Here is a 25487-nt window from a genome sequence, read left to right on the forward strand (position 1 = left end):
AACCAGGTTCGCAGGGTTAATAGATGGATCATTATTAATGTGATTTTCCAGCCACTATTGACGAAGCGGATACAATATGTATTCGTTTTTTTGTTGAGTTAACCAGGGTATTATAGGAGGTGTCTACTTATTAGAGATCTAAATGAACTTCAGATCAATGAAGAGATCAAAGACAGAGAAGTGAGGCTAATCGATTCAGAGGGGGAACAATTGGGGATCGTTTCTCTAAATGAGGCTTTAAGCATTGCCAGCAGCAAAAATCTAGATTTAGTGAAAATTGCCCCCCAAGCAAAGCCACCGGTTTGTAGAATTATGGACTATGGCAAATACAAGTATGAGCTTGCCAAAAAGGAAAAGGAAGCCAAGAAAAAGCAAAAAATCATCACCATTAAGGAAGTTCGCCTAAGCCCCAACATTGAAAGTCACGACTTAAATGTAAAGGCTAATCAGGCAAGAAAATTTCTGCAGAGCGGTGATAAGGTTAAGGTCACTTTAAGGTTTAGAGGTAGAGAATTAAGCAATACTTCCATTGGCCTAAAGGTTATAAAGGAATTTGCCCAGCTCCTGACAGAGGTTAGCACCATAGAAAAGGACGCTAAGCTAGAAGGAAAACAAATGATTATGATCTTAACTCCAAAAAATGCATAACTTGAAGGGAGGAAATTCTAATGGGAAAAATGAAAACCCATAAGGGAGCAGCTAAAAGACTTAAAAAGACTAAAACAGGTAAGATTAAACGGTTCAAAGCGTTTAAAAGCCATATTCTAACCAAGAAAAGTGCAAAGAGAAAGAGAAATCTTAGAAAAGGAACCCTTGTATTTAAAGGCGACCAAAAACGAATTGCACAATTATTACGATAAAAGAAACTTAGAAAAGGAGGGTTATCAACATGGCTAGAGTTAAAGGTGCTGTAAATGCACGTAAAAAACATAAAAAAGTATTGAAGCTGGCAAAGGGCTTTAGGGGTGCAAGAAGCAAGCTGTTTAGACCTGCTAACCAGTTTGTTATGAAGGCCTTAAAGCAAGCATACATTGGCAGAAAACAAAAGAAAAGAGAATTTAGAAAGCTATGGATCAGCAGAATCAACGCTGCCACCAGAGCAAACGGCTTATCTTATTCTAAATTTATTAATGGTTTAAAATTAAGTGGAATTCAAATGAACAGAAAAGTTTTAGCCGATATGGCTATTCATGATAAAGAAGGATTTGCAAAACTGGTTGATACTGTAAAACAAAAACTAAACGCTTAGTTTCTTTATATATCAACAAAACCAGCCAGTTAAAGCCCCTAAATTCAAGGTGCAGGAAAAACCAGCGAAGGCAGCGTATATCAAGATACGTAAGGCTGTGGCTTGGATTTGAAGCGACCAAGAAGATAGGGGCTTTTATAAGGCTAGTACCTTGCGCCATTTAAATGACAGATAGGGCCTGAGCCAATTTCCAAGGGTAAGCGGAGGAAGAAGCTATATCGGAAATATGGCGATTGGCGACAACACCGCTATGGGGGAATTTCACCAGTGACAATCCGTTAATTTAGGTGACGCAAGGTACTAGGGTCCCTTTTAAGGGACTCTTTTCTTTATTTGTATATAATCAACGATCCCATGGGAAATAATGATATAATAGACCTGCTTTTACGATATAAGGCTTTTCAGATAAAAAAGTCAATGCTATAATGGGTATAAATCTTCTATAGGAATATGGAATTGAAAGAGGGATACAATGGATAAGCTAGAAAAAATAAGGCTTGAGCCTACCCAAGTCCTGGTAATGGGCTTTGGTGCAATTATTTTAATGGGTGCCATTTTATTAAATCTGCCCATTGCCAACGTTACAGGAAGAAGCATTGGCTTTGTTGATGCACTTTTTACCGCCACCTCGGCGGTTTGCGTGACCGGTTTGGCAGTGGTAGACACTGGTACTTTTTGGAGTCCCTTTGGCAAAACCATCATATTACTGTTAATTCAAGTAGGTGGGTTAGGCTTTATGACCATGGCTACAATGGTAGCACTATTTCTGGGTAAAAAGATTTCCTTAAAGGAAAGATTGGTCATTCAAGAGGCCCTGAACCAGAACAGCCTTGCAGGGCTGGTGAGATTTACACGGTACATAGTCTTTGGCACCTTTGCCATAGAAGGGTTAGGGGCCTTCTTCCTTTCTTTTCGCTTTGTACCGCAATTTGGGTTTTTAAAAGGCATTGCCTACTCAATTTTTCATTCCATTTCAGCTTTTTGTAATGCCGGCTTTGATATTATTGGCAATGGCGTCAGCCTGATGCCCTATGTTAAAGACCCAATTGTTAATTTTACTGTGATGCTTCTGATTATTGTTGGCGGGTTGGGTTTTTCAGTTCTTGTGGATATAATTTTACGCAGAAGCTTTAAAAAAATAAGTCTTCACTCAAAAATTACATTATTAAGCACAGGAATCTTAATTTTGTTCGGCTTTTTATTTTTCTTACTTTTAGAATGGAGCAATCCTCAAACCCTGGGGAGTCTGGGCTTTGGTGGCAAGCTTCTGGCGGCCCTGTTCCAGTCTGTTACACCCAGAACAGCCGGCTTTAATACCTTGAATATCAGTCAACTAACCGATGCTTCGAAGCTTATGACCATGATCTTCATGTTTATAGGAGGTTCTCCCGCATCAACGGCTGGGGGAATTAAAACAGTAACCCTGGGGGTTTTGATATTAACAGTCATTTCGGTTATTCGAGGACGAGAAGATACAGAGGCCTTTGGAAAGCGGATTCCCAGAAGCATTGTTAATCGCTCCCTGACCATTGGGGTGGTGGGAATTCTGATTGTCTTTGGAGCCACCATGGTTTTAACGGTAACAGAGAGGGCCTTCTCCTTTGTAGAGGTTTTATTCGAAGCAGTCTCTGCCATAGGAACAGTCGGCCTCAGCATGGGCATAACCCCCGACTTAAGCATTGTAGGGAAGCTTCTAATTATTGTTATTATGTTTTTCGGCAGATTAGGGCCCTTAACGGTGGCCTTTGCCTTAGCACGACAGCAGCGTAAAAACAAAGGTACGGTAAAATACCCCGAAGAAAAGGTAATGGTGGGATAGGAAGGTGAATTTATGAAACAGTTTGTCGTAATCGGATGTGGGCGTTTTGGCAGCAGTGTAGCCAAAACCCTGTACAAAATGGGTAATGATGTATTGGCCATTGATCAAGATGAAGATACGGTGCAGCATATTTCTGACGAGGTAACCCATGCGGTGCAATGTGATACCACCGATGAAGTTGCCTTAAGGTCACTGGGCATCAGAAATTTTGATGTGGCCGTTATTACCATTGGCTCCAACATACAATCCTCCATTATGGCCACTTTAATTGTCAAGGAGCTGGGAGTAAAATATGTGGTTGCCAAGGCCCAAAATGAGCTTCATGCCAAAGTGCTCTATAAAATTGGGGCCGATAGGGTCGTATTTCCAGAAAGGGATATGGGAATGAGGGTAGCCCATAACCTGGTTTCCAGCAATATTTTAGATTATATAGAGCTGGCACCCGACTATAGTATCATGGAAATTACTGCCCTGGAGGAATGGGAAGGAAAAACCCTGGTTGAAACCAATATACGCTCTAAATACGGGATTAACGTAATGGCCATCAAGCACGGGAAGCATATTAATGTTTCCCCCAGTGCCAAGGATGTCATCCATCGTGATGATGTGTTAGTCGTGGTGGGGCATAACGATGATCTAAAAAAATTAGAAAAATAAAGGGTGAAGTTTTTGGGAAGCCTAATGATAACCAGTGAAAACAATGCTATTGTAAAGCATGTGAAGGGCCTGAGACAGAAAAAGAACCGTGAAAAACATCGGCAATTTATGATAGAAGGCCTACGAATCCTGCAAGAGGCCCTGGATCATGGAGAATCAATAGAATATATTCTCTACAGCGATTCCCTTAACAAGCTTCGGGGTGGCGAGGCCCTTCTGGATCGATTAAAGAGAGAAAAATACCCATTGGTGTATCTTTCCGACAAGCTGCTAGAAAAACTGGCCGATACAGAACAACCCCAGGGGGTTGTGGCTGTCATTAATCAAAGGAGCCATAATCTAGGGAGCCTGTTAGAAAGGAAAGACCTGTTTTTGGTGGTATTGGATCGAATACAGGACCCTGGTAATCTGGGAACCATCATTAGGACGGCCGAAGGGGCCGGGGCCCATGGGGTGATATTGACCAAGGGGTGTGTAGACCCCTATAATCAGAAAACCCTTCGATCTACCATGGGGGCCATTTTTCACCTACCTATTTTTCAATGGCAGGAAGAAACGATCATTGTTGATCATCTTGGGGCCCATGGGGTAAAAACCATTGCCACAGGCCTGTCAACCGATCAATACTATAACACCATTTCCTATAGGGGAAAAATCGCCTTGATTTTTGGCAATGAAGCCAATGGTATTGAGGAGCAGCTTTTAGGTAAAGCTGATGAAGTGGTGAAAATACCCATAAATGGTAAAATCGAATCCTTAAATGCTTCGGTGGCGGCTGGAATTTTAATCTATAAGGCCCTGGAAAACAGGGGAATCGATTGATTTTAGAAATTTCAAAAAGCTTTTGTCTACCTTGGAAATGGCCTTGTTTCCACTATTAACCTATGCTATAATGAAGCTATAAATGGCTATAGGGAAGGAGTGGGGTTCCGTGAAGACAGCAGAAGTATTCTGGAAGATTTTTGAACTAACCGGTTCCGTTACAGCCTATATTATGTATAGAAAACTGATTGTCAATTAATTCAATAGATGAACAACGGCAATGAAGGAGCAAAGTATGCTGTAGACTGTTTTTGAAGAGATAAGATGCCAGAGGCTGAAAGCATCTTAAAATAAGTACAGCAGAAGTTCTCTCCCGAGCTATAAAGCTGAAGCCTAAAGTAGGCTTTATCGGTGGGCCCCGTTATGGCCTTTGAGTGGCATTGGCGTCAAGTCAATGCTATTAGGGTGGTACCGCGGAGCAGACCTTCGTCCCTTTGGGATGGAGGTTTTTGTTTTGCCCAATTGAAGTAATCTTGTTCATTTTTATATAGTTTAATATTCCCAATAGAAAGGAGTAATTTCAATGGAAGCAAAATTAAAACAGCTTGAAGGAGCAGCCAGAGAGGAAATTCTTGGGGCTGGTTCTTCAGAAGACCTGGAAAGGGTCAGAGTAAAGTATTTAGGGAAAAAGGGAGAATTAACCGAGGTATTGAGGGGCATGGGTTCCCTTTCTCCGGAGGAAAGACCCCTAATTGGGAAAATTGCCAATGAGGTCAGGGCCAGTATTGAAGTCCAATTACAGCAGGCCAAGGATTCAATAAAAAATAAGGAGCTTCAGCAAAGGCTGGAATCTGAGTCTATTGATGTCACCATGCCTGGTAAAAAGATTGCCATTGGTAAAAAGCATCCACTGGTACAGGGAATGGATGAGCTGATGGAGATTTTCATTGGTATGGGCTTTAGGGTGGCCGAGGGACCCGAGGTAGAAACTGTTTACCATAATTTCGATGCCTTAAATGCTGCCCCCAATCATCCATCAAGGGATATGTCAGATACCTTTTATATTAGTGATGATGTGGTCTTAAGAACCCAAACCTCTCCTGTACAGGTTCGGGTTATGGAAAAAATAAAGCCCCCCATCCGAATTATTTCCCCTGGCCGATGTTTTCGAAATGATACCCCTGATGCTACCCATTCCCCCATGTTTCATCAGCTGGAGGGCCTCGTGGTGGATAAGGGCATTACCCTTGCCGACCTGAAGGGAACCCTTGAGGTCTTTGCAAAACGCTTTTTAGGGGATCAAACCAAGACCAAATTCAGACCCCATAACTTCCCTTTTACCGAGCCCAGTGCAGAAATGGATGTAACCTGCTTTAAATGCGGCAGTAAGGGCTGTGGCTTCTGTAAGGGAAGCGGCTGGATTGAGCTGTTGGGGGCAGGGATGGTTCACCCCAATGTATTGAGAAATTGCGGTATAGACCCAGAAGTCTACAGTGGCTTTGCCTTTGGTATGGGAATCGATCGGCTGGTGATGTCAAAGCATAATGTGGACGATATCAGATTATTCTTTGAAAATGATATGCGGTTTCTAAACCAATTTTAAATAACAGGAGGGATTAACATGCTGGCACCATTAAAGTGGTTAAAGGATTATGTAGATATAGATATTGATGCCAAGGAGTTTGGAGACCGAATGACCATGTCGGGCTCAAAGGTAGAGGGAATCGAGTTCCTGGGAAAGGAAATAAAAGGTGTGGTGGTTGGGAAAATAGAGTCCATTGTTCCCCATCCCAATGCAGATAAGCTGGTAATTACTAAAATTAATACAGGCAGTCAAATGCTGCAAATTGTAACGGGGGCTAAAAACATTAAAGAAGGTGATTATGTACCGGTGGCCATTGACGGGGCCCGTCTGGCAGGAGGATTAAAAATTAAAAAGGGAAAGCTCCGTGGCGAAGTTTCAGAAGGGATGCTTTGTTCCCAGGAGGAATTGGGGATTCCAGAAAATCTTATTCCCCAGGAGCTGAAGGATGGCATCTGGATTCTTGATAAGGCATATCCATTGGGGGGTGAATTGGCCGAGGCAGTACCCTATGAAGACGACATTATAGAATTTGAAATTACCCCCAACAGACCAGATTGTTTGAGTATTTTGGGTCTTGCCCGGGAAGCCGCCGCTACTTTGGATACCACAGTAAAATACCCGGATATTCAAATCAAAGGGGCGGTTCAGGGGGATTTTGGCATTAAGGTAAAAATAGAGGATTCCCAGGGCTGTGGAAGGTATGTGGCCAGGGTAATTCAGGATATTGAAATTAAACCATCACCCCTATGGATGCAGCAACGGTTGATGAAGGCAGGCGTCAGACCCATCAATAATGTGGTTGACATTACCAATTATGTGATGCTGGAATACGGTCAGCCCCTTCATGCCTTTGACCTCAACTATGTGGCCGAAAATACAATCATTGTTCGAAGGGCTACAGCTGGTGAAACCTTTAAAACACTGGATGGGGTAGAACGGGTGTTGGATGAAACCATGACTGTCATTGCTGATGCCAAAAAGACCCTGGCCATTGCAGGGGTTATGGGAGGAGAAGAGTCAGAGGTAACAGCCGCTACTAAAACAGTACTGCTGGAATCTGCCAGCTTTAATCGAGACAACATTCGAGCCACCTCTAAAAAGCTGGCCTTAAGAACCGAAGCCTCTGCCCGGTATGAAAAGGGAGTCGATGCCAATATCGCTCTATTGGCTGCCAATCGTGCCTGTCAGTTGATGGAAGAGCTAGGGGCCGGAAGGGTTGTTGATGTGGTGGTGGATGAATACCCTGTTAAGAAGGAGCCAAGGAATTTAACCATACGCGCTGGTCGGATGAATGAGCTTTTGGGAACTGACCTGACTACGGCAGAAATGGTAAAATATTTACAACGGCTTGAAATTGAAGCGGAAGACTGTGGCGATACAATTAATGTGGTGATACCCACCTTCAGAGATGACCTTCAAATGGAAGCCGATTTTGTAGAGGAGATCGGAAGAATCTATGGCTATAATCGAATTCCGTCAACCATGATGAAGGGGAACGTGGCTGTGGGAGGAAAAACCAATGGCCAAAAAGTTCAGGATACCGCGAAGGAAGCCTTAATTGCCATGGGCTTCAATGAAATTCTTACCTATTCCTTTGTCAGTCCCAAGGGGGCAGATAAAATTAATTTACAGGAATCCAGCCTGAAACGGAACTTTGTCAGACTTTTAAATCCCCTGGGGGATGAAACCAGTGTTATGAGAACCAGTCTTTTGCCCAATATGATGGAGGTACTGGGAAGAAACCAAAATCACAGGGTTGAAGGAGTCAGGGCCTTTGAAATTGGTAGTATCTTTATTCCAAAGGAAGGTGAAAAGCTCCCCCATGAAATCCCCAGCCTGGTAATGGGTCTTTATGGTGAAGAGGATTTCTTTACTTTAAAGGGGGCTGTAGAAGCCTTGTTTAAGTATTTGGGAATTGAGGAGCTGGAATTCGAAGCGGAAAAAAACCATCCTACCTTCCACCCGGGCCGATGTGCCAATTTATTGGTAGGCAATCATGTCATCGGTACCCTGGGAGAAATTCATCCTCTGGTGATGGAAAACTACGATATTCAAAGGAAATGCTATGTAGCAGAATTGGATTTCAGTAGGATGCTTCAATTAACGAAAAAGGAAAGCAAATATAAGCCATTGTCTAAATATCCTGCCATGACCAGGGATTTCGCCGTGGTGGTAGCGGAATCAATTTTTGTTCGGGATATTGAGAAAATACTACAGCATAATGGGGGCGGCATACTGGAAAGCTATGACTTGTTCGATGTTTATCAAGGGAACCAAATACAAGCGGGCCATAAAAGTGTTGCCTATACATTAACCTATCGCCATGCCGAAAGAACCCTCACCGACGAGGAAGTTAACCGGGTTCATGAAGGAATTATTAAAAAAATCAAAGAAGAGCTGGGTGGTATATTAAGGGAATAGAGGGTGCTTCTCTCTATTTCCCTTAAAAATAATGTTCAGTGATTGGCAGGAGTTTGGTGCTTTATCAAGAAATTAGTAAGGGATAAACTTTTAGTCCATTTAAAGGGGTTGAGATCGCGATGCAACGGAAGAATAAAGTACTGATAAAAATAAACGGCCAGGAATATCCTATCATGGGGGCAGAACCAAAGGAATACCTGTTGAAGGTCGGAAACTATGTTGATGAGAAAATGGAAGAGGTGGCGGCAGGCAACAAACGCTTAAGCACCTCAATGATTGCAGTTTTAACCTCCATTAATATTGCTGATCAATACCTTAAACTGAAGGATGCCTATGAAAAGCTACAGAGTCAACAGGAAGCCCCCTTAAATGAGCTTGAAAGGATTAAGGAAGAGTACGAAAAGGTACTTAAGCTGCTGGCGGCCAAGGAGGCTGCTATCCATTCCCTTGAGGCAGAAAAAGAAAAGCAGGGTACCTATCGGGCCAATCAGCAGGAAATTGAAGAGATCAAAGCCCAGCTGAATCAAAAAAATGAAGATTTAAAAAAGGCCGAAGAGATGATCAACGACCTGCAAAATAAGCTTTTTGAAAGCCAAATTAAGCTGGTGGAAACCCGAAGGCAAATGGAAGAGCTGCTTGACTATTCCCAGGAAGAGATTGCCGGCGGTGAAGAATAATAGAAAACAATCTTCGATGAAAGTAAAACAATTATGTAAAAGTCATCCTGAAAAGGGTGACTTTTCCTAATTAATATATTATGTTATCATATGACTAAGGTAATCAAATAAAGCAGGGTGTAGTTGCCACCTTACTTCACAAGGAAGGGAGGTGGTGCGGTATGAGTACATATGAAGCTTTGATGGTTATGATCAGCTTCGGTATGCTTCTCTTAACGCTTATCTCCTATAGAGATAACAACAAAAAGAAATAACCACCCTGTTAGCGGCAGGATGGTTATTGTGCATTTAACTTAATCTGATTGCGGCAACCGCATCTTGCGGATTCGATTACCTTCTTGCTTATATTATAGCATAAATCTTGACAAAGTAAACATATTTGTTGACTCTATATCCACAAAAGCACTCTTAACAGGGTGCTTTTTCAATGAAAAAAAGAGGTAATATTTAAATGAAACATGTAGAATTTAAAGCAGGTAATAAAGAGGGCTTAATTTAATGAATTTTAATGAAAATATAGCTTTCGTTAATGATATAATAATATTACTGCTTTTTGATTTGATAAAGAGTCGTTTAATGAATATAAATGTGAGAAGGGATTGTGTTTTATGGAAATAGAACTGTTGGCCCCCGCCGGAAGCCCCGAGGCCCTGAAGGCAGCCCTGCAAAATGGTGCCGATGCCGTTTACCTGGGGGGAAAGGACTTTAGTGCCCGGGCCTATGCATCGAACTTCGACCGGGAAACCCTTAAGGAAGCTGTCGCTTATTCCCATATACGGGGAATGAGGGTCTATGTAACCGTTAATACATTAGTAAAGGACCAGGAGCTGCCTGCCCTGATGGAATATATTGATTTTCTCTATAAAATTGATGTTGATGCCTTGATTTTGCAGGATATTGGGGTCTTTAAGCTGATTAGAGAGAACTACCCGGATTTCGAGCTGCATTGCAGTACCCAGATGACCCTTCACAACCAACAGGGAGTGGCCCTGTTAAAGGAAATGGGGGCCAGTCGGGCGGTGCTGGCCCGGGAGCTGCCCCTGGAAGAAATTAAAGAAATTAAGGCCCAAACAGGAATGGAGCTGGAGGTTTTTGTCCATGGGGCCCTATGTGTCAGCTATTCGGGTCAGTGTCTGATGAGCAGCTTTATTGGGGGACGCAGCGGTAATCGTGGGAAATGTGCCCAGCCCTGTCGCCGGGCCTACCAAATGATTGATTTAAAGCAGCCGTTCTTAAGCAGTGAGGCCCGCTACCAGCTTAGTATGCGTGATCTGAATACCCTGGAATCGGTTGGAGCCCTTATGGATGCCGGTGTATTTTCCTTTAAAATAGAGGGCCGAATGAAAAAGCCCCAATATGTGGCTTCCATTGTGGCAGCCTATCGCCGTGCCATAGACTTTTACCTGGAAACTAGACAGCCCCTGTTGGATGAGGCCTTGCAACAGGAAATAGCACAAATGTTTAATCGGCGCTTTACCAGGGGCTATCTTTTCAACAGTCCCAAAAAAGAAGTAATTAACATTGAAAAGTCCAATAATCGGGGGACATACTTGGGCAAAGTGAAACAATACAACCCCAAAACCAAAAGAATGCAGCTGCAATTAATGGCGGAGGCAGCGGTGGGAGACGGAATTGAAATATGGCAAGGCCCCGATTCAGATCTGGGAGGAATGATCACCGGTGTCTATGTGAATCATCAGCCGGTGGCCAAAGGCAAAAAGGGCCAGGTGGTAGAGCTGGAAATTAAGGGTAAAATAGCCCCTGGGGACGAGGTCTATAAAACCCTTGATGTTGAACTAATGGAAAGGCTTGAAAAAACCTATGGAAATCAGGTGGAAAACAGAAAAATTTCGCTGGAAGGGGAAATCAGCATCAGTCTTGGACAGCCTATTGGCTTGATCATATGGGATCAAGACGGAAATCGGGTAAGCCATGAATCAGAGGTTCTTCCAGAGAAGGCCTTGAAGGTGGCACTGACCAGAGAACGGGTAATTGAAAATATCAGTAAGCTGGGAAATACCCCCTATTCCCTTGATCAACTGGTGGTTACCCTTGAAGAGGGGCTTTCCGTACCCATCTCGGCCCTAAATAGTCTGAGAAGGGAGGCCATCGAATCACTTTCTGAAAAAAGGGAGGTCAGACACCCTCAACGTAAAGCCAAGGAGCAGCCTCCTGTTCTAAGACTTCCCTATGGGGCCTTAGGTAGTAAACCAAAATCCCGGGAGTATCGCATCAATGTAAAGGTGGATACCCTGACTCAGCTTGAGGCAGTGTTAAGTCAGCCAGTCGACCGAATCTATTATGGAGACCTTAACACCCTGCCAGAGGCCCTAAGGCTTTGCAATAATCAAGGAATTCCCATCTTCCTTCGTACCCCGGGAATTATGAGAAATAAAGATGTTGAAAAAGTTGAAGCCGTAGTAGATAGGGGAGAAATTTCTGGGTTATTAATTGGCGATTTAGGGATGTTGAAGGCATTAAAGAAGCAAAAAGCAATTTCCCTTAAGGCAGACTATCAATTTAATGCCATGAATAGCCATAGCATCCAACAATTGCTTCAGTGGGGTATCAAGGGAATAACCCTTTTCCCAGAGCTTGATTTTAAAGTCATCAAACAATTGCAAATTATCGATGGAACGGAGCTTGAGGCAGTGGTCTATGGAAGTCTGCCGGTTATGACCATGGAATATTGCCCCTTGCAGCAGCTAAGGGAATGTAACCATCAATGTAAAAAGTGCCCCAAGGCTCCCTATCAATATCTTTGGGGTCTGAAAGATCAAAAACAAATGATTTTCCCCTATGGAAAGGATTCCTGGGGTAGAACCGTCATTTTGAATTCCCAGGTACTTTTTATGCTTGATCGACTGGATGAATTTTTCAAATTGGGCGTTAATACCCTCAGAATAGAAATAACAGATGAAGGGCCCCATGAGATCGTTGAAACCCTAAAAATGGCCCATGTACAGGCAAAGGCGGTCTATACCGGTCAGGCTAGGCCAGCGCCCCAGGAGCTGAAACATCTGCTGAAGGGCTATACCAGAGGTCATTATTATAGAGGGGTAGAGTAAAAAAAAGATCAGCCTGCCTATCCAAGGGAGCCTTAAAAATGGTAAAATAGTGGTAGAAACCCATCAGAGGAGGGATCGGATTGAAGGTTGAAATAAGCCATAAACTGAATCAATATTTAGAGAAAGAGGGAGTTAAAGCCTTAACCATTGACTTTGAAGAAACCAAGGCCTGCTGTGGTCAGCCTGATCTACCGACGGTGAAACTGGGGCAGCCCCCTCAATTCGACAATTATTCACAAGTAAAGGAAAGGGGCATCGATGTCTTTATCAACCGAAGATTAAAGGTACCAGAGGGACTAATCAAGCTTGATCTTTACTCCTTTCTCTTTGCCAGGGAGATTACCATAGAGGGCGTACAAAAGTACTGATAAAAGGGGAGAATACCAATGTTGAAGGAAACCATTAAGAAATATTATGGCTCACAAAGAGATTTAAACTGTGCTGAGGCAATGGTCTATGCTGCAAATGAAGTTTATGATATGAGGCTTGAGAAGGAAACCCTCCGAGCTGTAGCCGGCTTTGGCGGAGGGTTGGGGATTGAAGATGTTTGCGGAGCCATCACAGGAGGGGTTGCTGTTTTAGGGATTATTTTTGTTGAAGATCGGGCCCATGAGGGAAATCTGATTAAAGAATTGACTGCTGACTTTATTAACCAGGTAAGGGCGGCACTGGGAAGCAGTAATTGCAAGATATTAAAGGAAAACTATCGAGACGATGAATCGAAATGCAGCCTGATTGTAGAGACCGCCGCCGCCATTTTGGAGGATATAATCAATAAGCAGCTAACAAAGGATGTTGGAACGATTCATTAAGGAAGACAAAGTGGGGATGATATGAAGAAGTTTTTAATAGTAGCAGAAAAGCCCAGTGTGGCAATGGAATTTGCCAGGGTCTTAAGATTAAAGACCGAACGTAGAAACGGTTACCTGGAATCAGATAAGGCTGTTATTAGCTGGTGCGTAGGCCATCTGGTAACCATGAGCTATCCCGATGCCTATGACGAAGCCTTGAAAAAGTGGAGCCTTCATACCCTGCCCTTTTTACCTAAGGAGTATAAATATGAGGTGATTCCGGCGGTAAAAAACCAGTTTGAGGTCCTAAAGGAGCTATTGAATCGACCCGATATCGGTACCATCTATGTCTGTACCGACTCTGGGCGGGAAGGAGAATACATTTATCGATTGGTTGATTTAATGGTGGGGGTTACCGATAAAGAGAAAAAGCGGGTGTGGATAGATTCCCAAACCGAGGAGGAAATTCAACGGGGGGTGAAGGAGGCCAAGCCCCTCACAGAATATGATTCCTTGGCGGAATCGGCCTTTTTAAGGGCCAAGGAGGACTACTTAGCAGGAATCAATTTTTCAAGGCTTTTGACGCTGCTGTACGGAAATGCAGTGGCAAAAAAACTGGAAAAAAGCCATGTGGTTATTGCAGTGGGTCGGGTTATGACCTGTGTATTGGGTATGGTGGTGGACCGGGAGCGGGAAATCAGAGAATTTGTCAAAACCCCCTTCTATAAAATTCAGGGCACCTTCAGTAAGGACGATACCGCCAACTATTTAGGAGAATGGCGGGTCTATGAGGGGTCGAGATTCTATGAATCTCACCTGCTCTTTAACGATAATGGCTTTAAGGAAAAAAAGGATGCCGAGGCGTTGATTGAAGAATTGAAGAAGGTATCAGACCTAAAGGGGAAGGTAGTCAGTATAAAGAAAACCAAGGAAAATAAATATGCTCCCCTGCTCTATAATCTGGCGGAGCTTCAGAACGAGTGTACCAAAAGGCTTAAGCTCAGCCCCGATGAAACCTTAAAGGTGGTACAAAGTCTGTATGAGAAGAAAATGGTTACCTATCCCAGAACCGATGCCAGAGTTCTTTCCACTGCTGTAGCCAAGGAAATCCATGTCAATTTAAAGGGACTAAAGAGTCTTGTGGCAAGCCCCACCATCCAGGCCGCTGCTACCCATATTTTAGATCAGGGGCTTTATCAAAATTTAAGTAAAACCAAATATGTAAACGATGATAAAATAACCGATCACTATGCGATTATTCCCACAGGCCAGGGCTTAGAAAATTTTAAAAAGGCCAGGGGAAACGAGGCAACGATTTTTGAAATGATAGCCCTGCGGTTTTTAGCCATCTTTTATCCTCCTGCGGTGTATCATAAAATTGCCGTTACCACCGAGGTGGCAGGGGAGCATTTCTTTACCAATGAGAAGGTCTGTAGTATACAGGGCTATTTAGAAATATTAAAACCAGAAGCCGAGGACAACAAAGGCCAACAGACATCAGGTCAGCTCAATCAGCTAAGGAAGTGTCAGCAGGTGAATATTAATGCCTTTGAAATCAAAGAGGGGGAGACCACCCCACCAAAGCGATATACCTCAGGCTCAATGATTCTAGCCATGGAGAATGCAGGAAAGCTCATTGAAGACGATGACCTGAGGGAGCAAATCAAAGGAAGCGGAATTGGAACAAGTGCCACCCGGGCAGAAATTATTAAAAAGCTTATTCGAATAGAGTACATACAATGTAATGATAAAACTCAAATTTTAACCCCTACTCCCCTGGGAGAACTCATCTATATTGTTGTCAGAAAAACCATACCAGACCTGTTAAACCCAAAGCTGACGGCCAGTTGGGAAAAGGGGCTGGAAATGGTGGCAAAAAGGCAGCTGAATCCAGAGGAGTATCTGGTAAAGCTAGAGAGCTATATTCAGAGGAAGGTACAAAAGGTTTTGTCAAAACGGGCATAAGAAGGGCACCCCCAAAAATCAGGGAGTGCCTTTATTCATTTTCTTATTGCTAATTATTTAGGAGGCATAATTTTTGCAAAGCCGTCCATCACTAGCTTTCCTTCTTGATTTTCACAGGTGGTTCTTAGGGTTACTCGATTTTTTTCCGGAAAAATTTCTGTAATTTCAACCTTGGCCTTGATAGTATCACCAATTCTAACTGGGGCTAAAAATTTTAGCTCCTGCCCCAGATAAATGCTGCCGGGCCCTGGCAGCTGCATACCAAGAACAGCAGAAATTAAGCCGGCCGTTAGCATTCCGTGGACAATTCGTCCGTTAAAGGCGGTTTCTGAAGCTGCTCGTTCATTAATATGGGCCGGATTCATGTCTCCCGTAATTCCTGCATAAAGATAGACATCTGATTCTGAAATTGTTTTTTCAAAGGCGGCGATTTCGCCAATTCTTAATTCTGAAATCCTTTTCCCAATCATTGAAATCCTCCTTCAATCCTTAAAGTAATCAAGTTTTTAATTATAATAGGTAAGGAATGGGTGTCTTGACAAAATCTATGCTATAATTATATCATGTAGATAAACGTCAGGTAAGGGTATAATTGGTGAATTAATATACCAAATGGGAGGTGCGATTATGGACAAGCATATGACTAATTTGATGGATGGAATACGTAAAATGAATATGGAAGAAATTGATAAGCTGCATAAGGCCCTAAGACAGCCTATTAAAATAAATAGTCATTATACTGAGCTATTAGAGAGATTAAGCAAGGCAGATCTGGATAAAATCCGTCAGAAGCTTCTTTTACAGGGGATCAGTCAATTAAAAAAATCTGAGCTAATTCAAATTTTAAAGACTGAAATTCCCAGGGGAATGAATCTTTTATTGAAGGATATTTCTGATTCTGAGCTGAGCTTAATTAAAAAAATAATCAAGCATCATGGCAGTTTACCCCTTACAGATAACATGGATTCTGTTGTAAAGGACTTATACTATTTGGGAATTGTTTTTTCCGGTACCCTTGAAAATGGGAAGAAAATTGTCTTGATTCCAGAAGAAATTAATCATGAGATCGTTAAGCTAATCAATCATACAGACTTTAACCGTAACAGAAAGCAAATGAAGCAAATCGTAACACTAATTAATGGTATACTCTATTTTTATGGTGTAATGACCGAATCGGGACTATATAAAAAGGTTACGGAATTTATGCCCATTGAACCCCAGCTATTTAAAGATATTATTGAAAACAGAAAAAATCAGGATATTCTTTTTAAAAGGGCAGATAGCTTCATAGCCCGTATTGAAGTGGAAAGCCCTGGGGAAATCTACCGTGAGCAGTTGAAGCGGAATGACCTCTCATACTATCCCCTTACCATGAAGGAGGCCATGGAAGCCGGGGAAACCTTGACTGAGAGCTTTAGCCCCTATGACCTAAAGCTGTTTGATTATCTGTTCAACCGCTACGAGATAGAAAGGGCTGAGCTAGAGGGCCTTATTGCCTTTAGTAAATTTATGCTGAGGAATACCCTTGACACAAAGGAAGTCTTTATTTTCTACGGTAAACAGTTTCGGTCAGACAATATTGAAGATGTTAGATACATGACAGGTCTAGTAATGGATATGTACAATAACACCCGGCAGTGGATTTTAAAGGGCTATTCACCGTCAGAAATCAGAGGCAATCAGCCCATCATCAGGAGAAGTCTTGACCCAAGCCCTGGTACAGGTGATACTACTAAAATAATCAAAATGAGTGAAAATCTGCTCTGCTCCTGCGGTAGCGGCCTCAGATATAAATGGTGCTGTGGCAGAGAAAAGGAATAACTATAAGAAATTGCTATTTGGTAAGGAAATTATTCTAAGGAAGAAGAATATGGTGTAAAATAAAATTCTACTCTAATTAAAAAAGAAGTAAAGTGAATTGTCGTCGACCCCCAATAGCGTAAAAAACCCGGGGGATCGACGACAATTCATTTTTTTTAAGGAACCTAGCTATTGGAACAGTTATAGAAATTATAAATTAAAAAATCGTTACAATATAACAGACAAATTCAGTTTTGACAAAATTTAATTACTCTGTTAAAATCAACATATGTAATGGGTTTAGAAAGTACCTATAAGGAATTGAAACCTTTGAATGCTTCATACGATGAAATCGAAATAAGGGAGTTTAGAAAGTACCTATAAGGAATTGAAACCTTCATCCTTTGCCCATGGCCCTGTCATCCCATCACGTTTAGAAAGTACCTATAAGGAATTGAAACAACTCTCCAACTCATCACCACTAAATTCTCCATATGTTTAGAAAGTACCTATAAGGAATTGAAACCTAGCCAGTTTCTTTCATTTGCTGCTGTACTGGTGGGAGTTTAGAAAGTACCTATAAGGAATTGAAACTCTATAGACCGGACTCCTACTTGAAAGCTGCTATTGTGGTTTAGAAAGTACCTATAAGGAATTGAAACGTATCCCTCGACCGCTTGGTTCAGGCCTCTAAAGAAGGTGTTTAGAAAGTACCTATAAGGAATTGAAACATTCTGCTACTTCATGGGCTAGACTACCCAGGGCCGCATGGTTTAGAAAGTACCTATAAGGAATTGAAACCATCAATAGTTCGGTTGATAAAGTCTATATCCGTCCATTGGTTTAGAAAGTACCTATAAGGAATTGAAACTGGCCAACCGGCATACCAGCCACAAGCACCAGCACCAGCGTTTAGAAAGTACCTATAAGGAATTGAAACATATATGCAATATTGTCTATGGCAAGGGATATCCGGTTTAGAAAGTACCTATAAGGAATTGAAACCAGTAGAACGTATGTTTTGAGATGTTAAAAGATTCTTCGTTTAGAAAGTACCTATAAGGAATTGAAACTTCCGCTATGATTTTTAACCCAGCAGGTAAAAACCTTGTTTAGAAAGTACCTATAAGGAATTGAAACTTCAGCTAGATGGACGGTTGGGGATTTCGGTCCCCGTTTAGAAAGTACCTATAAGGAATTGAAACAGCCCTCGTATGCGAATAAAGATGTTCGAGTCTATGGTTTAGAAAGTACCTATAAGGAATTGAAACATCTCACTGATCATTTGTATTTGGTACCTAGCGAGTTTAGAAAGTACCTATAAGGAATTGAAACTTTTTTCGTCATGGAGGATGTAGCAACTGCTCCTGGGTTTAGAAAGTACCTATAAGGAATTGAAACTCAATCAATTTCGGCAGGCGTTCCGCAGGATAATGTCGTTTAGAAAGTACCTATAAGGAATTGAAACTCCACCAAACCAGCAACTAAAGCCTCATCATGGGCTTTACGTTTAGAAAGTACCTATAAGGAATTGAAACTTGAAGATTTGTTTGGTATAGAGAATCTGCACCTTCGTTTAGAAAGTACCTATAAGGAATTAAAACAATATCTTATATATACACCAGAACAAAGGAAATCTGGTTTAGAAAGTACCTATAAGGCATAGGAACTTGTTTTGATCTATAAATGGCCTCGCATAATGAAAAATGTTTAGAAAGTACCTATTCAAAACCATCAACCACCATAAAATGAAATATCTCATGATCCCATTTTTCTATAAAGTCTTCCTCCCGGCCCATTAGGTAAAGTACCATTGTCACCTGCTTGGCTTCAAAATATTTCACGTAAACCTGCCCCTTGAGGGAGATTAGGGGGAAATCCTCCCCCTGCCAGTCCTGCGGTGGTAGGCCATATTGAAGATAGCCCTGTTGGTGCCCTTTGTATTGGTGAAGGGGACTATTGGTGAGAATTGTTGCATCAATTTTGGTAAAGCCATCTATTCCGGCCACAGAAACCCCTTCCTGTAGGGTGTCAATGGTGACTTCAAATAGCCGCTTTTCCTTGGGGCATCCTAGAGAGGGCAGCACCAGTTCCAATTGGTCATACTTGGGTAAAAGCTTAATTTCATCCACGTTTACTTTCTTGTTTTGGTAACCGTAGGGTTCTCCGGCGGGTTCATGATTTTCAATAAGGTATGCACCATAAAAGCTGCTGTAAAAGGGGGAATCTGGCTGGTAATAGGCAGAGCCCCCCTGCTTTAGGTCAAAATGGGGAAAGTTGTATAAAATAGTATAGGATAAATCCTTGCCTGTGTACTCAGAAAGGCCCTGGCTATCAGTAAAGGTCATTACAAAGGGATACCAGCTTTCGTCCTTAAATTCAAAACCTGCAGGCAGAGATACTGATAGATCCTTTTCCCGTAAAAGGCTTTTCTGATGATGATAAAGGCTGTAGGGGTACATCAGGGCTAAGCTTCGAAAATAATAAAGGGGCTTCCCTGCCCCAAGAAAAAGACCGATTATGACAATGACAACAATAAAATATTTTAGCTTTCTCATAAATTCGCCCCTCTCTAATAGTAATATTTTTACCAAAGGGCTTTTTTTTATTTCCAAAACAAAAAACCTCCTTCAAAAATTTGAAGGAGACTTTTTATTCTATGGGCTCATCATTTTTATGGAAATAGCTGCGGGCTAAATTAAAAAACTTGGAAATCCTGGCAACTCCGGGTTTCATAAAGAAAATCCAGATTTGAGAGAAAAGACCGCCACTACTGGGGGCTGTATAACGTAAAAGGTTAAATACGTGATTTAGCCTGAACATGGCCGCCAACCGAAAAAAACTACTAAAGGGAACAACGCAGATAATTGTAATAATGCTACTTTTAATATATTTAACCTTATCCTGGGCCAAGAAAAGGTTTACGGCCAGATCGATGGCAAAGATAGTAATGACAGCAAAATCAACCCTTCTAACAAAGGTCATAAACCCTTCGTTTAAGGGAAAAGCCAGGTCAACCAAAGAAATTAGAACAATCAGACAAGAAATAGTAATCATTGAGATTTCAAAAATTAGTAAGAGACCGTTGGTAGACATATATCTTATTTTGTTACTTAGTTTCAAGGGCCTATGACACCTCCTTTATAAATATTTTAATAGAATTATAGCATAGTTGTCAGGGAACTGTACACAGATATACAATTTTGGGAATATATCAACTCTTCAATAAAAAAACCCCGACTATTGAAGTACAGGGCTTAAACTTAATTTACGGTTAAAGCCTTTACTTGAATTAAGCTAATTTTTGGATAAAGTCATCAACCGATGCTGTAATATTCTCTAGCTCCTTTGCCAGGGATTGAATTACAGTGGTTTGCTCCTGGGTGGTATCAGCATAGGAAGCAATGCTTTGGGAAAGGGTACTGATTAATTGCTGAATATTATTAAGGACCTCATCGATCTGTTTTACCGACCTGGAAGTGTTATCGGCCAGCTTTCGAATCTCACTTGCCACTACGTTAAAGCCCTTGCCCTCAGAGCCGATTCTGGCAGCTTCAATAGAGGCATTGATGCCTAAAATGGTGGTTTGCTTTGAAATACTATTGATAAAATCAATAATTTGATTGGTTTCCATGATTTTGTCTTTGGTGACATCAACCATTTCAGTCAATTCTGAAAAGGTGCTGAATTGTTGATCAGAAGAGGCAGAAAGCTCCTCAAGGCCTGCAGAGGATTCCTGAAGGCTTTTATTGATTTCAGACGCCATTTTATTGAGATGATCCATAAAAATTTTACGTTCATATTCCAGTACAGTCATGTGGCTGGCAATCATGGCAATGGGCCTCATCTCATTGGGATTACCGGTAATGCCAATGGCACCAATACGCTGACCCTGACTATCAATACCTACACTAAAGCCAGGGCGTGCCCCCTTTAAGGTCATCGCCATTTCCTCTGTAATGGCGATGGATTCAATTTTACCTGACATAATATCCCGTGCGCCCTCATGAATATTACCCAGCCGTTCAGGCTGGGTCGTAGCAATAATTTTCCCACCCTCACCAAAGAAATGGGCATTTTGATTGGTTTCCTGTTGAATTAATTTTACAATTTGTTGAGCAAAACTGGGATCAATAGCAGACACTTCCTTACCTCCTTTAGCTTTACTATTCTTAAGAAACTGTATAGTTTTTTATATTACAAATAATTTTGAAAATTAGAAATATTTAAAAGTCCGGTACCCCATCACAGACAAAAGATATTTGACCAGGGATCGTCGTTAATTAAGCGATGCAAGGTACTAAGCAGCCGAGGGTAACTTTAATCAATCTGTGTAATCCCAAAAGTTTATAAAATTCACAATAATAAGAGTACAAAGCAAGTAGCTGTAAAGACTAAAAATGACGCAATATAAAATATTATTCAACAAATCCCGATTGATTCCTTTATTTTGACCACGATTTAATTTTAGAAGGGCTATAGGCACTTTCATATAATTTTTTTTAATAAAAAATAGTTCATATTTCATGTCAATCGCAATAAAAAATTGCAATCCTGCAAGTGATTGACAAATTAATAACACAAAAAAATCAGTATTTTTATATTAAATCCAACTGGTTATATTTAATTTCAATGGTTTCAAGTGGGTTGATAGACAAAAAAATAACAATCAAAACATTAAAAAATTTTCTGAAAAAAGCAGGAATAACGTTTTCAAAGTGGAATATAATTTGTTAGTGGTCTGAGGTCTGACAATCAGATATAAGACCAGAGACATTTTTAAAAGGAGGGTAGGGTGCAGCTTTTTATTGAGGGAAAGTTTTGCCCCTTGGGCAAACGTTTACAAAAAGGAGGGTTTTTATTCAATGTTTGCGTTATTAGCGTCTATCCCAATTGTTTTAACTATAGTACTCATGGTTGGATTTAACTGGCCCGCAAAAAAGGTCATGCCCTTGGCATGGGTTACTGCCGTTATATTGGCTGGGGGAGTCTGGAAGGTTAACCTTCAGTGGCTGACAGGAGCGACTATTTTTGGAGGCTTAAGTGCATTTAATATTTTAGTTATTGTGTTTGGTGCAATATTACTGATGAATACCCTACAAAATAGTGGTGCCATAAAGGTCATTAACAAGACATTCTATGGAATCAGCCCCGACAGGCGAATTCAGGCAATTATTGTAGCCTTTTTATTTGGTGCCTTTATTGAGGGGGCAGCGGGCTTTGGTACCCCGGCAGCCCTGGCAGGGCCCCTGTTGGTTGGATTAGGCTTTCCACCACTGGCGGCAGCGATGGTTGCATTAGTAGGAAACAGTACCCCCGTTAGCTTCGGTGCCGTAGGAACCCCTGTTTTAGGTGGCGTTTCTTCAGTACTGGGTTCGCCAGATATTATGGCACAAATTGAAGGGGCAGGCTTTACCTCCCAAAGCTTTTTACATCATGTGGGAATTTGGGCATCAAGACCCCATACTGTAATGGGTATACTAATGCCATTAATTATCGTTATGATGCTGACTAAGCTCTTTGGAGAAAAGAAATCCTTTAAGGATGCCTTTGAGGTGGCTCCCTTTGCAATTTTTGCTGGGCTGTCCTTTGTTATACCCTACATTTTAATCGCCTATTTCTTTGGGCCGGAGCTGCCTTCACTGGCCAGCGGACTAATCGCCCTGGCAATTGTTATTACAGCTACGAAAAAGGGATTTTTACAGCCTAAAACCACCTGGGATTTTGCAAATAAATCAAAGTGGGACAGCTCCTGGATCAGTACAGAGGAAACTGCAGCAGCGATTGATATCGATACACCTGAAATTAGCCAGTTCATGGCTTGGCTTCCCTATATTTTAGTTTCCTTAATATTGGTTATTACGAGGGTCGAGCAGTTTGGATTAAAGCAATTACTCACCAGCTCCTCGGTAACCCTTTCCTGGAATGGTATAATGGGAACCGGCTTGAACTATTCCCTGCAATATCTCTATCTACCCGGAACAGTACCATTTATTTTAGTCTCTATTTTAACTGCCTTTATGCATAAAATGAAGCCAGATCATATTAAAAAAACCTGGGCCCATTCCCTTAAACAGGTAATTCCTGCCGCCATTGCCCTAACCTTTGCCATTGCCATGGTACAGGTAATGTTGAACTCGGGTAACAATAACTCTGGTCAGGTAGGAATGATGGTGGCCCTTTCAACGGCAGCAGCAAACGTATTCCAGGGAATATGGCCTTTGGTAGCACCCTTTATTGGAATCCTGGGCGCCTTCATGTCTGGTAGTAATACCACCTCCAATGTATTGTTCTCTGGCTTCCAATATGGTGTGGCCGATCAGGTAGGGGCTTCCCGTTTGGTGATCTTAGGTCTTCAAGTGGTGGGGGGTGCCGCAGGAAACATGATCTGTGTTCATAATGTTGTGGCGGCCTGTACCACGGTGGGTGTCCTTGGCAAAGAGGGAAAGGTCATTCGTACCAATATTATCCCCTGTGTTATTTATGCCCTGACGGCGGGAATCTTTGCCTATGGGGCCATGGCCTTGTTACCAGGCTTATTCTAGCAGATACAATTTTCAAGAAAGTTATGGTATAATAGGTATAAAAAGCTAGGGGTTGTTTTCAGTGTTTAAACCAATAAAAACAAAGCGGGTTTATGAACAGATTGTAGACCAGATCAGGCAGTTGATTAAACGTGGTGACCTGAAGCCTGGTGATAAACTGATGTCGGAACGAGAACTTTCTGAGCTTTTGGGTGTAAGCCGTACCTCTGTAAGGGAAGCCCTAAGCGCCTTAGACTTTCTGGGAATACTGGAGAGCCGCCAGGGGGAGGGAACCTTTATTGCAAACGTTTCTGAGCAATCCTTAATCGAGCCCCTGGCCCTGATTATGACCATGGATCGAGAAGCCGGCCTGGAACTGTTGGAGGTAAGAAAAATGCTGGAGGTGGAGGCGGCGGAGCTGGCTGCCGTCAGGTCAACGGAAGAAAGCCTTGTACAGATGAAGGAGGCACTTCTTTTGATGGAGCAAGATTTAAAGCAGCAAAGGCTGGGAGAAGAAAGCGATGCCAAGTTCCATTATCTCATTGCAGAGGCCACCAAGAATAAGGTTCTGGTAAAGCTGATGAATACCATTTCTGATCTGTTGGTGCAAAATATGAGAACCAGCAGACAATACCTGTATACCAGTGAAGGAAACGCAGAAAAGCTGTATCAGCAGCATCTTAACATTTATCATGCTATAAAGCAGGGTGATTCGGACCTGGCGAAGCAAGAAATGTTTAATCATTTAGATTTTGTGCTGACAGAAATGACTAAATATTATGTAGAAAAGAAATAGGCAGGAACATAGGCTTATCCTGCCTTTTTGAAGGAAGGAGCCGACGGGAACCTTTCCTGGAAGGAGGAGTTTCAATGACAGTTATAAAAATACCCTATGCTAAAGGCTTTGTCGATCTTAAGGTACCCCAGGAAAATCTTCTGGGGGTATTGGAATCCAAGGCGCATCATTTTAAGGCGGCGCATGATCAGAGAACCCTGGTTAAAATGGCCTTGGAAAATCCCATTGGATCAAAGCGATTAAGGGATCTGGCTAAGGACAAGAAAAATATTGTGATTATCACCAGTGATCATACCAGACCGGTTCCCAGTAAAATAACAATGCCTATTCTGCTGGAAGAAATCAGATCGGGGAACCCCGAGGCAGAAATTTCAATATTAATTGCTACGGGCTTTCATCGACTCACAACGGAAGCGGAAATGATCGATAAGTTCGGTGAAGAAATTGTTAGGAATGAACGTCTGATAAACCATGATTCCAGAGAGGGAAAGGACCTTGTGAAGGTGGGTGTTCTGCCCTCGGGAGGAGACCTGTGGTTGAACAAACTGGCCATGGAGGCAGATCTTTTGGTGGCTGAAGGCTTTATTGAGCCCCACTTCTTTGCAGGCTTTTCGGGCGGAAGAAAGAGTGTTCTACCAGGGGTAGCCGGGGCCCAAACGGTGCTGGCCAACCATTGCTCCAAATTTATTGCCAGTGACCATGCCCGAACAGGAATATTAAAGAACAATCCAATTCATCGTGATATGCTGTATGCCGCTGAAGCGGCCAGCCTGGCCTTCATTTTAAATGTAGTGATTGACAGTGAAAAAAGGGTGATTAATGCATTCGCCGGCCATCGAGAGGAAGCCCATGAAGCCGGCTGTGAGTTCGTTATGAAATTAGCCAGTGTCGAAGCCAAACCGGCAGACATCGTCATAACCTCAAATGGCGGCTATCCGCTAGATCAAAATATTTACCAGGCAGTAAAGGGAATGACTGCTGCCGAAGCCTCTGCCAGGGAAGGGGCCGTAATTATCATAGCTGCAGCCTGTAACGACGGCCATGGCGGTGAGGATTTTTATAAAACCTTCCTGGAAAATAAAACACCCCAGGATGTAATGGATAAAATAATGGAAATTCCCATGGAAGAAACAATTCCAGACCAATGGGAATCTCAAATTTTAGCTCGGATTCTAATTAAACACCAGGTCATTATGGTGACCGACCAATGTGACCCTAAGATGATTACCGATATGCATATGCTCCATGCCTTTAATTTAGAGGAGGCCCTTGAAAAGGCCTTTGAACTAAAGGGAAGAAAGGCTTCCTTAACGGTAATACCCGATGGTGTTTCGGTGATTGTTAAAAAATAAAATATTGAGTGCCCCTTGATA

General features: G+C 42.1%; 22 protein-coding genes, 1 CRISPR repeat array and 1 other annotated feature. Of the genes, 18 read left to right on the top strand and 4 right to left on the bottom strand.

Annotated elements, in window-relative coordinates; translation table 11 throughout:
* The first annotated feature begins 153 nt into the window (after positions 1-153).
* The 14 genes from infC to ACYQ1I_RS11100 all read left to right on the top strand — a co-directional run bounded on the left by infC (position 154) and on the right by ACYQ1I_RS11100 (position 14994).
* The gene (infC, locus tag ACYQ1I_RS11035) at positions 154-648 is read left to right on the top strand and encodes a translation initiation factor IF-3 (RefSeq protein ID WP_459765344.1); all 495 of its coding nucleotides are present in this window, start codon (positions 154-156) and stop codon (positions 646-648) included.
* A gap of 20 nt (positions 649-668) precedes the next feature.
* Entirely contained in the window at positions 669-860 is a 192-nt protein-coding gene (gene rpmI, locus ACYQ1I_RS11040) for a 50S ribosomal protein L35 (protein ID WP_459765219.1), read from the top strand.
* A gap of 29 nt (positions 861-889) precedes the next feature.
* A complete protein-coding gene (rplT, locus tag ACYQ1I_RS11045; RefSeq protein ID WP_459765221.1) occupies positions 890-1249 on the top strand; it encodes a 50S ribosomal protein L20 in 360 nt (119 codons plus the stop codon).
* Between the two features lie 472 nt (positions 1250-1721).
* Positions 1722-3068: a TrkH family potassium uptake protein gene (locus ACYQ1I_RS11050; RefSeq protein WP_459765223.1), complete on the top strand. Its 1347-nt coding sequence runs from the start codon at positions 1722-1724 to the stop codon at positions 3066-3068.
* Positions 3069-3080: 12 nt separating this feature from the next.
* Entirely contained in the window at positions 3081-3725 is a 645-nt protein-coding gene (locus tag ACYQ1I_RS11055; RefSeq protein WP_459765225.1) for a potassium channel family protein, read from the top strand.
* 12 nt (positions 3726-3737) lie between these two features.
* Positions 3738-4547: a TrmH family RNA methyltransferase gene (locus tag ACYQ1I_RS11060; RefSeq protein WP_459765227.1), complete on the top strand. Its 810-nt coding sequence runs from the start codon at positions 3738-3740 to the stop codon at positions 4545-4547.
* A 211-nt stretch (positions 4548-4758) separates the two neighbouring features.
* Positions 4759-4984, top strand: a binding site (T-box leader).
* An 86-nt stretch (positions 4985-5070) separates the two neighbouring features.
* On the top strand, positions 5071-6090 hold the full coding sequence (gene pheS / locus ACYQ1I_RS11065) for a phenylalanine--tRNA ligase subunit alpha (protein WP_459765229.1): 1020 nt from the start codon (positions 5071-5073) through the stop codon (positions 6088-6090).
* 18 nt (positions 6091-6108) lie between these two features.
* Positions 6109-8493, top strand: a complete 2385-nt coding sequence (gene pheT / locus ACYQ1I_RS11070; RefSeq protein WP_459765231.1) for a phenylalanine--tRNA ligase subunit beta — start codon at positions 6109-6111, stop codon at positions 8491-8493.
* A 119-nt stretch (positions 8494-8612) separates the two neighbouring features.
* Positions 8613-9170 (top strand): cell division protein ZapA, encoded by a 558-nt coding sequence (locus ACYQ1I_RS11075; protein ID WP_459765233.1) that lies wholly within the window; start codon positions 8613-8615, stop codon positions 9168-9170.
* 161 nt (positions 9171-9331) lie between these two features.
* A complete protein-coding gene (locus tag ACYQ1I_RS11080; RefSeq protein WP_459765235.1) occupies positions 9332-9424 on the top strand; it encodes a putative holin-like toxin in 93 nt (30 codons plus the stop codon).
* A gap of 354 nt (positions 9425-9778) precedes the next feature.
* Positions 9779-12238, top strand: coding sequence for a U32 family peptidase (locus tag ACYQ1I_RS11085; protein ID WP_459765237.1), 2460 nt, complete (start codon positions 9779-9781; stop codon positions 12236-12238).
* Between the two features lie 80 nt (positions 12239-12318).
* Positions 12319-12606, top strand: coding sequence for a CC/Se motif family (seleno)protein (locus tag ACYQ1I_RS11090; RefSeq protein WP_459765239.1), 288 nt, complete (start codon positions 12319-12321; stop codon positions 12604-12606).
* 18 nt (positions 12607-12624) lie between these two features.
* Complete coding sequence (locus ACYQ1I_RS11095; protein ID WP_459765241.1) at positions 12625-13050, top strand: C-GCAxxG-C-C family (seleno)protein; 426 nt, start codon at positions 12625-12627, stop codon at positions 13048-13050.
* 21 nt (positions 13051-13071) lie between these two features.
* Complete coding sequence (locus ACYQ1I_RS11100) at positions 13072-14994, top strand: DNA topoisomerase (RefSeq protein ID WP_459765243.1); 1923 nt, start codon at positions 13072-13074, stop codon at positions 14992-14994.
* 53 nt (positions 14995-15047) lie between these two features.
* Here ACYQ1I_RS11100 and ACYQ1I_RS11105 read toward each other — a convergent pair whose 3' ends face one another.
* Positions 15048-15464, bottom strand: coding sequence for a MaoC family dehydratase (locus ACYQ1I_RS11105; RefSeq protein ID WP_459765245.1), 417 nt, complete (start codon positions 15462-15464; stop codon positions 15048-15050).
* A gap of 157 nt (positions 15465-15621) precedes the next feature.
* Here ACYQ1I_RS11105 and ACYQ1I_RS11110 point away from each other — a divergent pair, with 157 nt between their 5' ends.
* A complete protein-coding gene (locus tag ACYQ1I_RS11110; RefSeq protein ID WP_459765247.1) occupies positions 15622-16815 on the top strand; it encodes a YecA family protein in 1194 nt (397 codons plus the stop codon).
* Between the two features lie 277 nt (positions 16816-17092).
* Positions 17093-18464: a CRISPR direct-repeat array (repeat unit 30 nt; unit sequence GTTTAGAAAGTACCTATAAGGAATTGAAAC).
* Between the two features lie 51 nt (positions 18465-18515).
* Here ACYQ1I_RS11110 and ACYQ1I_RS11115 read toward each other — a convergent pair.
* From ACYQ1I_RS11115 to ACYQ1I_RS11125, 3 genes are all read right to left on the bottom strand, one after another.
* The gene (locus tag ACYQ1I_RS11115) at positions 18516-19409 is read right to left on the bottom strand and encodes a hypothetical protein (protein ID WP_459765249.1); all 894 of its coding nucleotides are present in this window, start codon (positions 19407-19409) and stop codon (positions 18516-18518) included.
* Positions 19410-19446: 37 nt separating this feature from the next.
* Positions 19447-19917 carry a hypothetical protein gene (locus tag ACYQ1I_RS11120; RefSeq protein WP_459765251.1) on the bottom strand — a complete coding sequence of 157 codons (471 nt, stop codon included), beginning with the start codon at positions 19915-19917 and terminating at the stop codon, positions 19447-19449.
* A gap of 169 nt (positions 19918-20086) precedes the next feature.
* Positions 20087-20938 carry a sugar diacid recognition domain-containing protein gene (locus tag ACYQ1I_RS11125; RefSeq protein ID WP_459765253.1) on the bottom strand — a complete coding sequence of 284 codons (852 nt, stop codon included), beginning with the start codon at positions 20936-20938 and terminating at the stop codon, positions 20087-20089.
* 721 nt (positions 20939-21659) lie between these two features.
* Here ACYQ1I_RS11125 and ACYQ1I_RS11130 point away from each other — a divergent pair.
* The 3 genes from ACYQ1I_RS11130 to larA all read left to right on the top strand — a co-directional run bounded on the left by ACYQ1I_RS11130 (position 21660) and on the right by larA (position 25466).
* Positions 21660-23339 carry an L-lactate permease gene (locus ACYQ1I_RS11130; RefSeq protein ID WP_459765255.1) on the top strand — a complete coding sequence of 560 codons (1680 nt, stop codon included), beginning with the start codon at positions 21660-21662 and terminating at the stop codon, positions 23337-23339.
* A gap of 61 nt (positions 23340-23400) precedes the next feature.
* Positions 23401-24114: a FadR/GntR family transcriptional regulator gene (locus ACYQ1I_RS11135; RefSeq protein ID WP_459765257.1), complete on the top strand. Its 714-nt coding sequence runs from the start codon at positions 23401-23403 to the stop codon at positions 24112-24114.
* Positions 24115-24188: 74 nt separating this feature from the next.
* Positions 24189-25466 (top strand): nickel-dependent lactate racemase, encoded by a 1278-nt coding sequence (gene larA, locus ACYQ1I_RS11140; RefSeq protein ID WP_459765259.1) that lies wholly within the window; start codon positions 24189-24191, stop codon positions 25464-25466.
* Positions 25467-25487: the final 21 nt, after the last annotated feature.

Source organism: Alkaliphilus crotonatoxidans, from assembly GCF_054658015.1.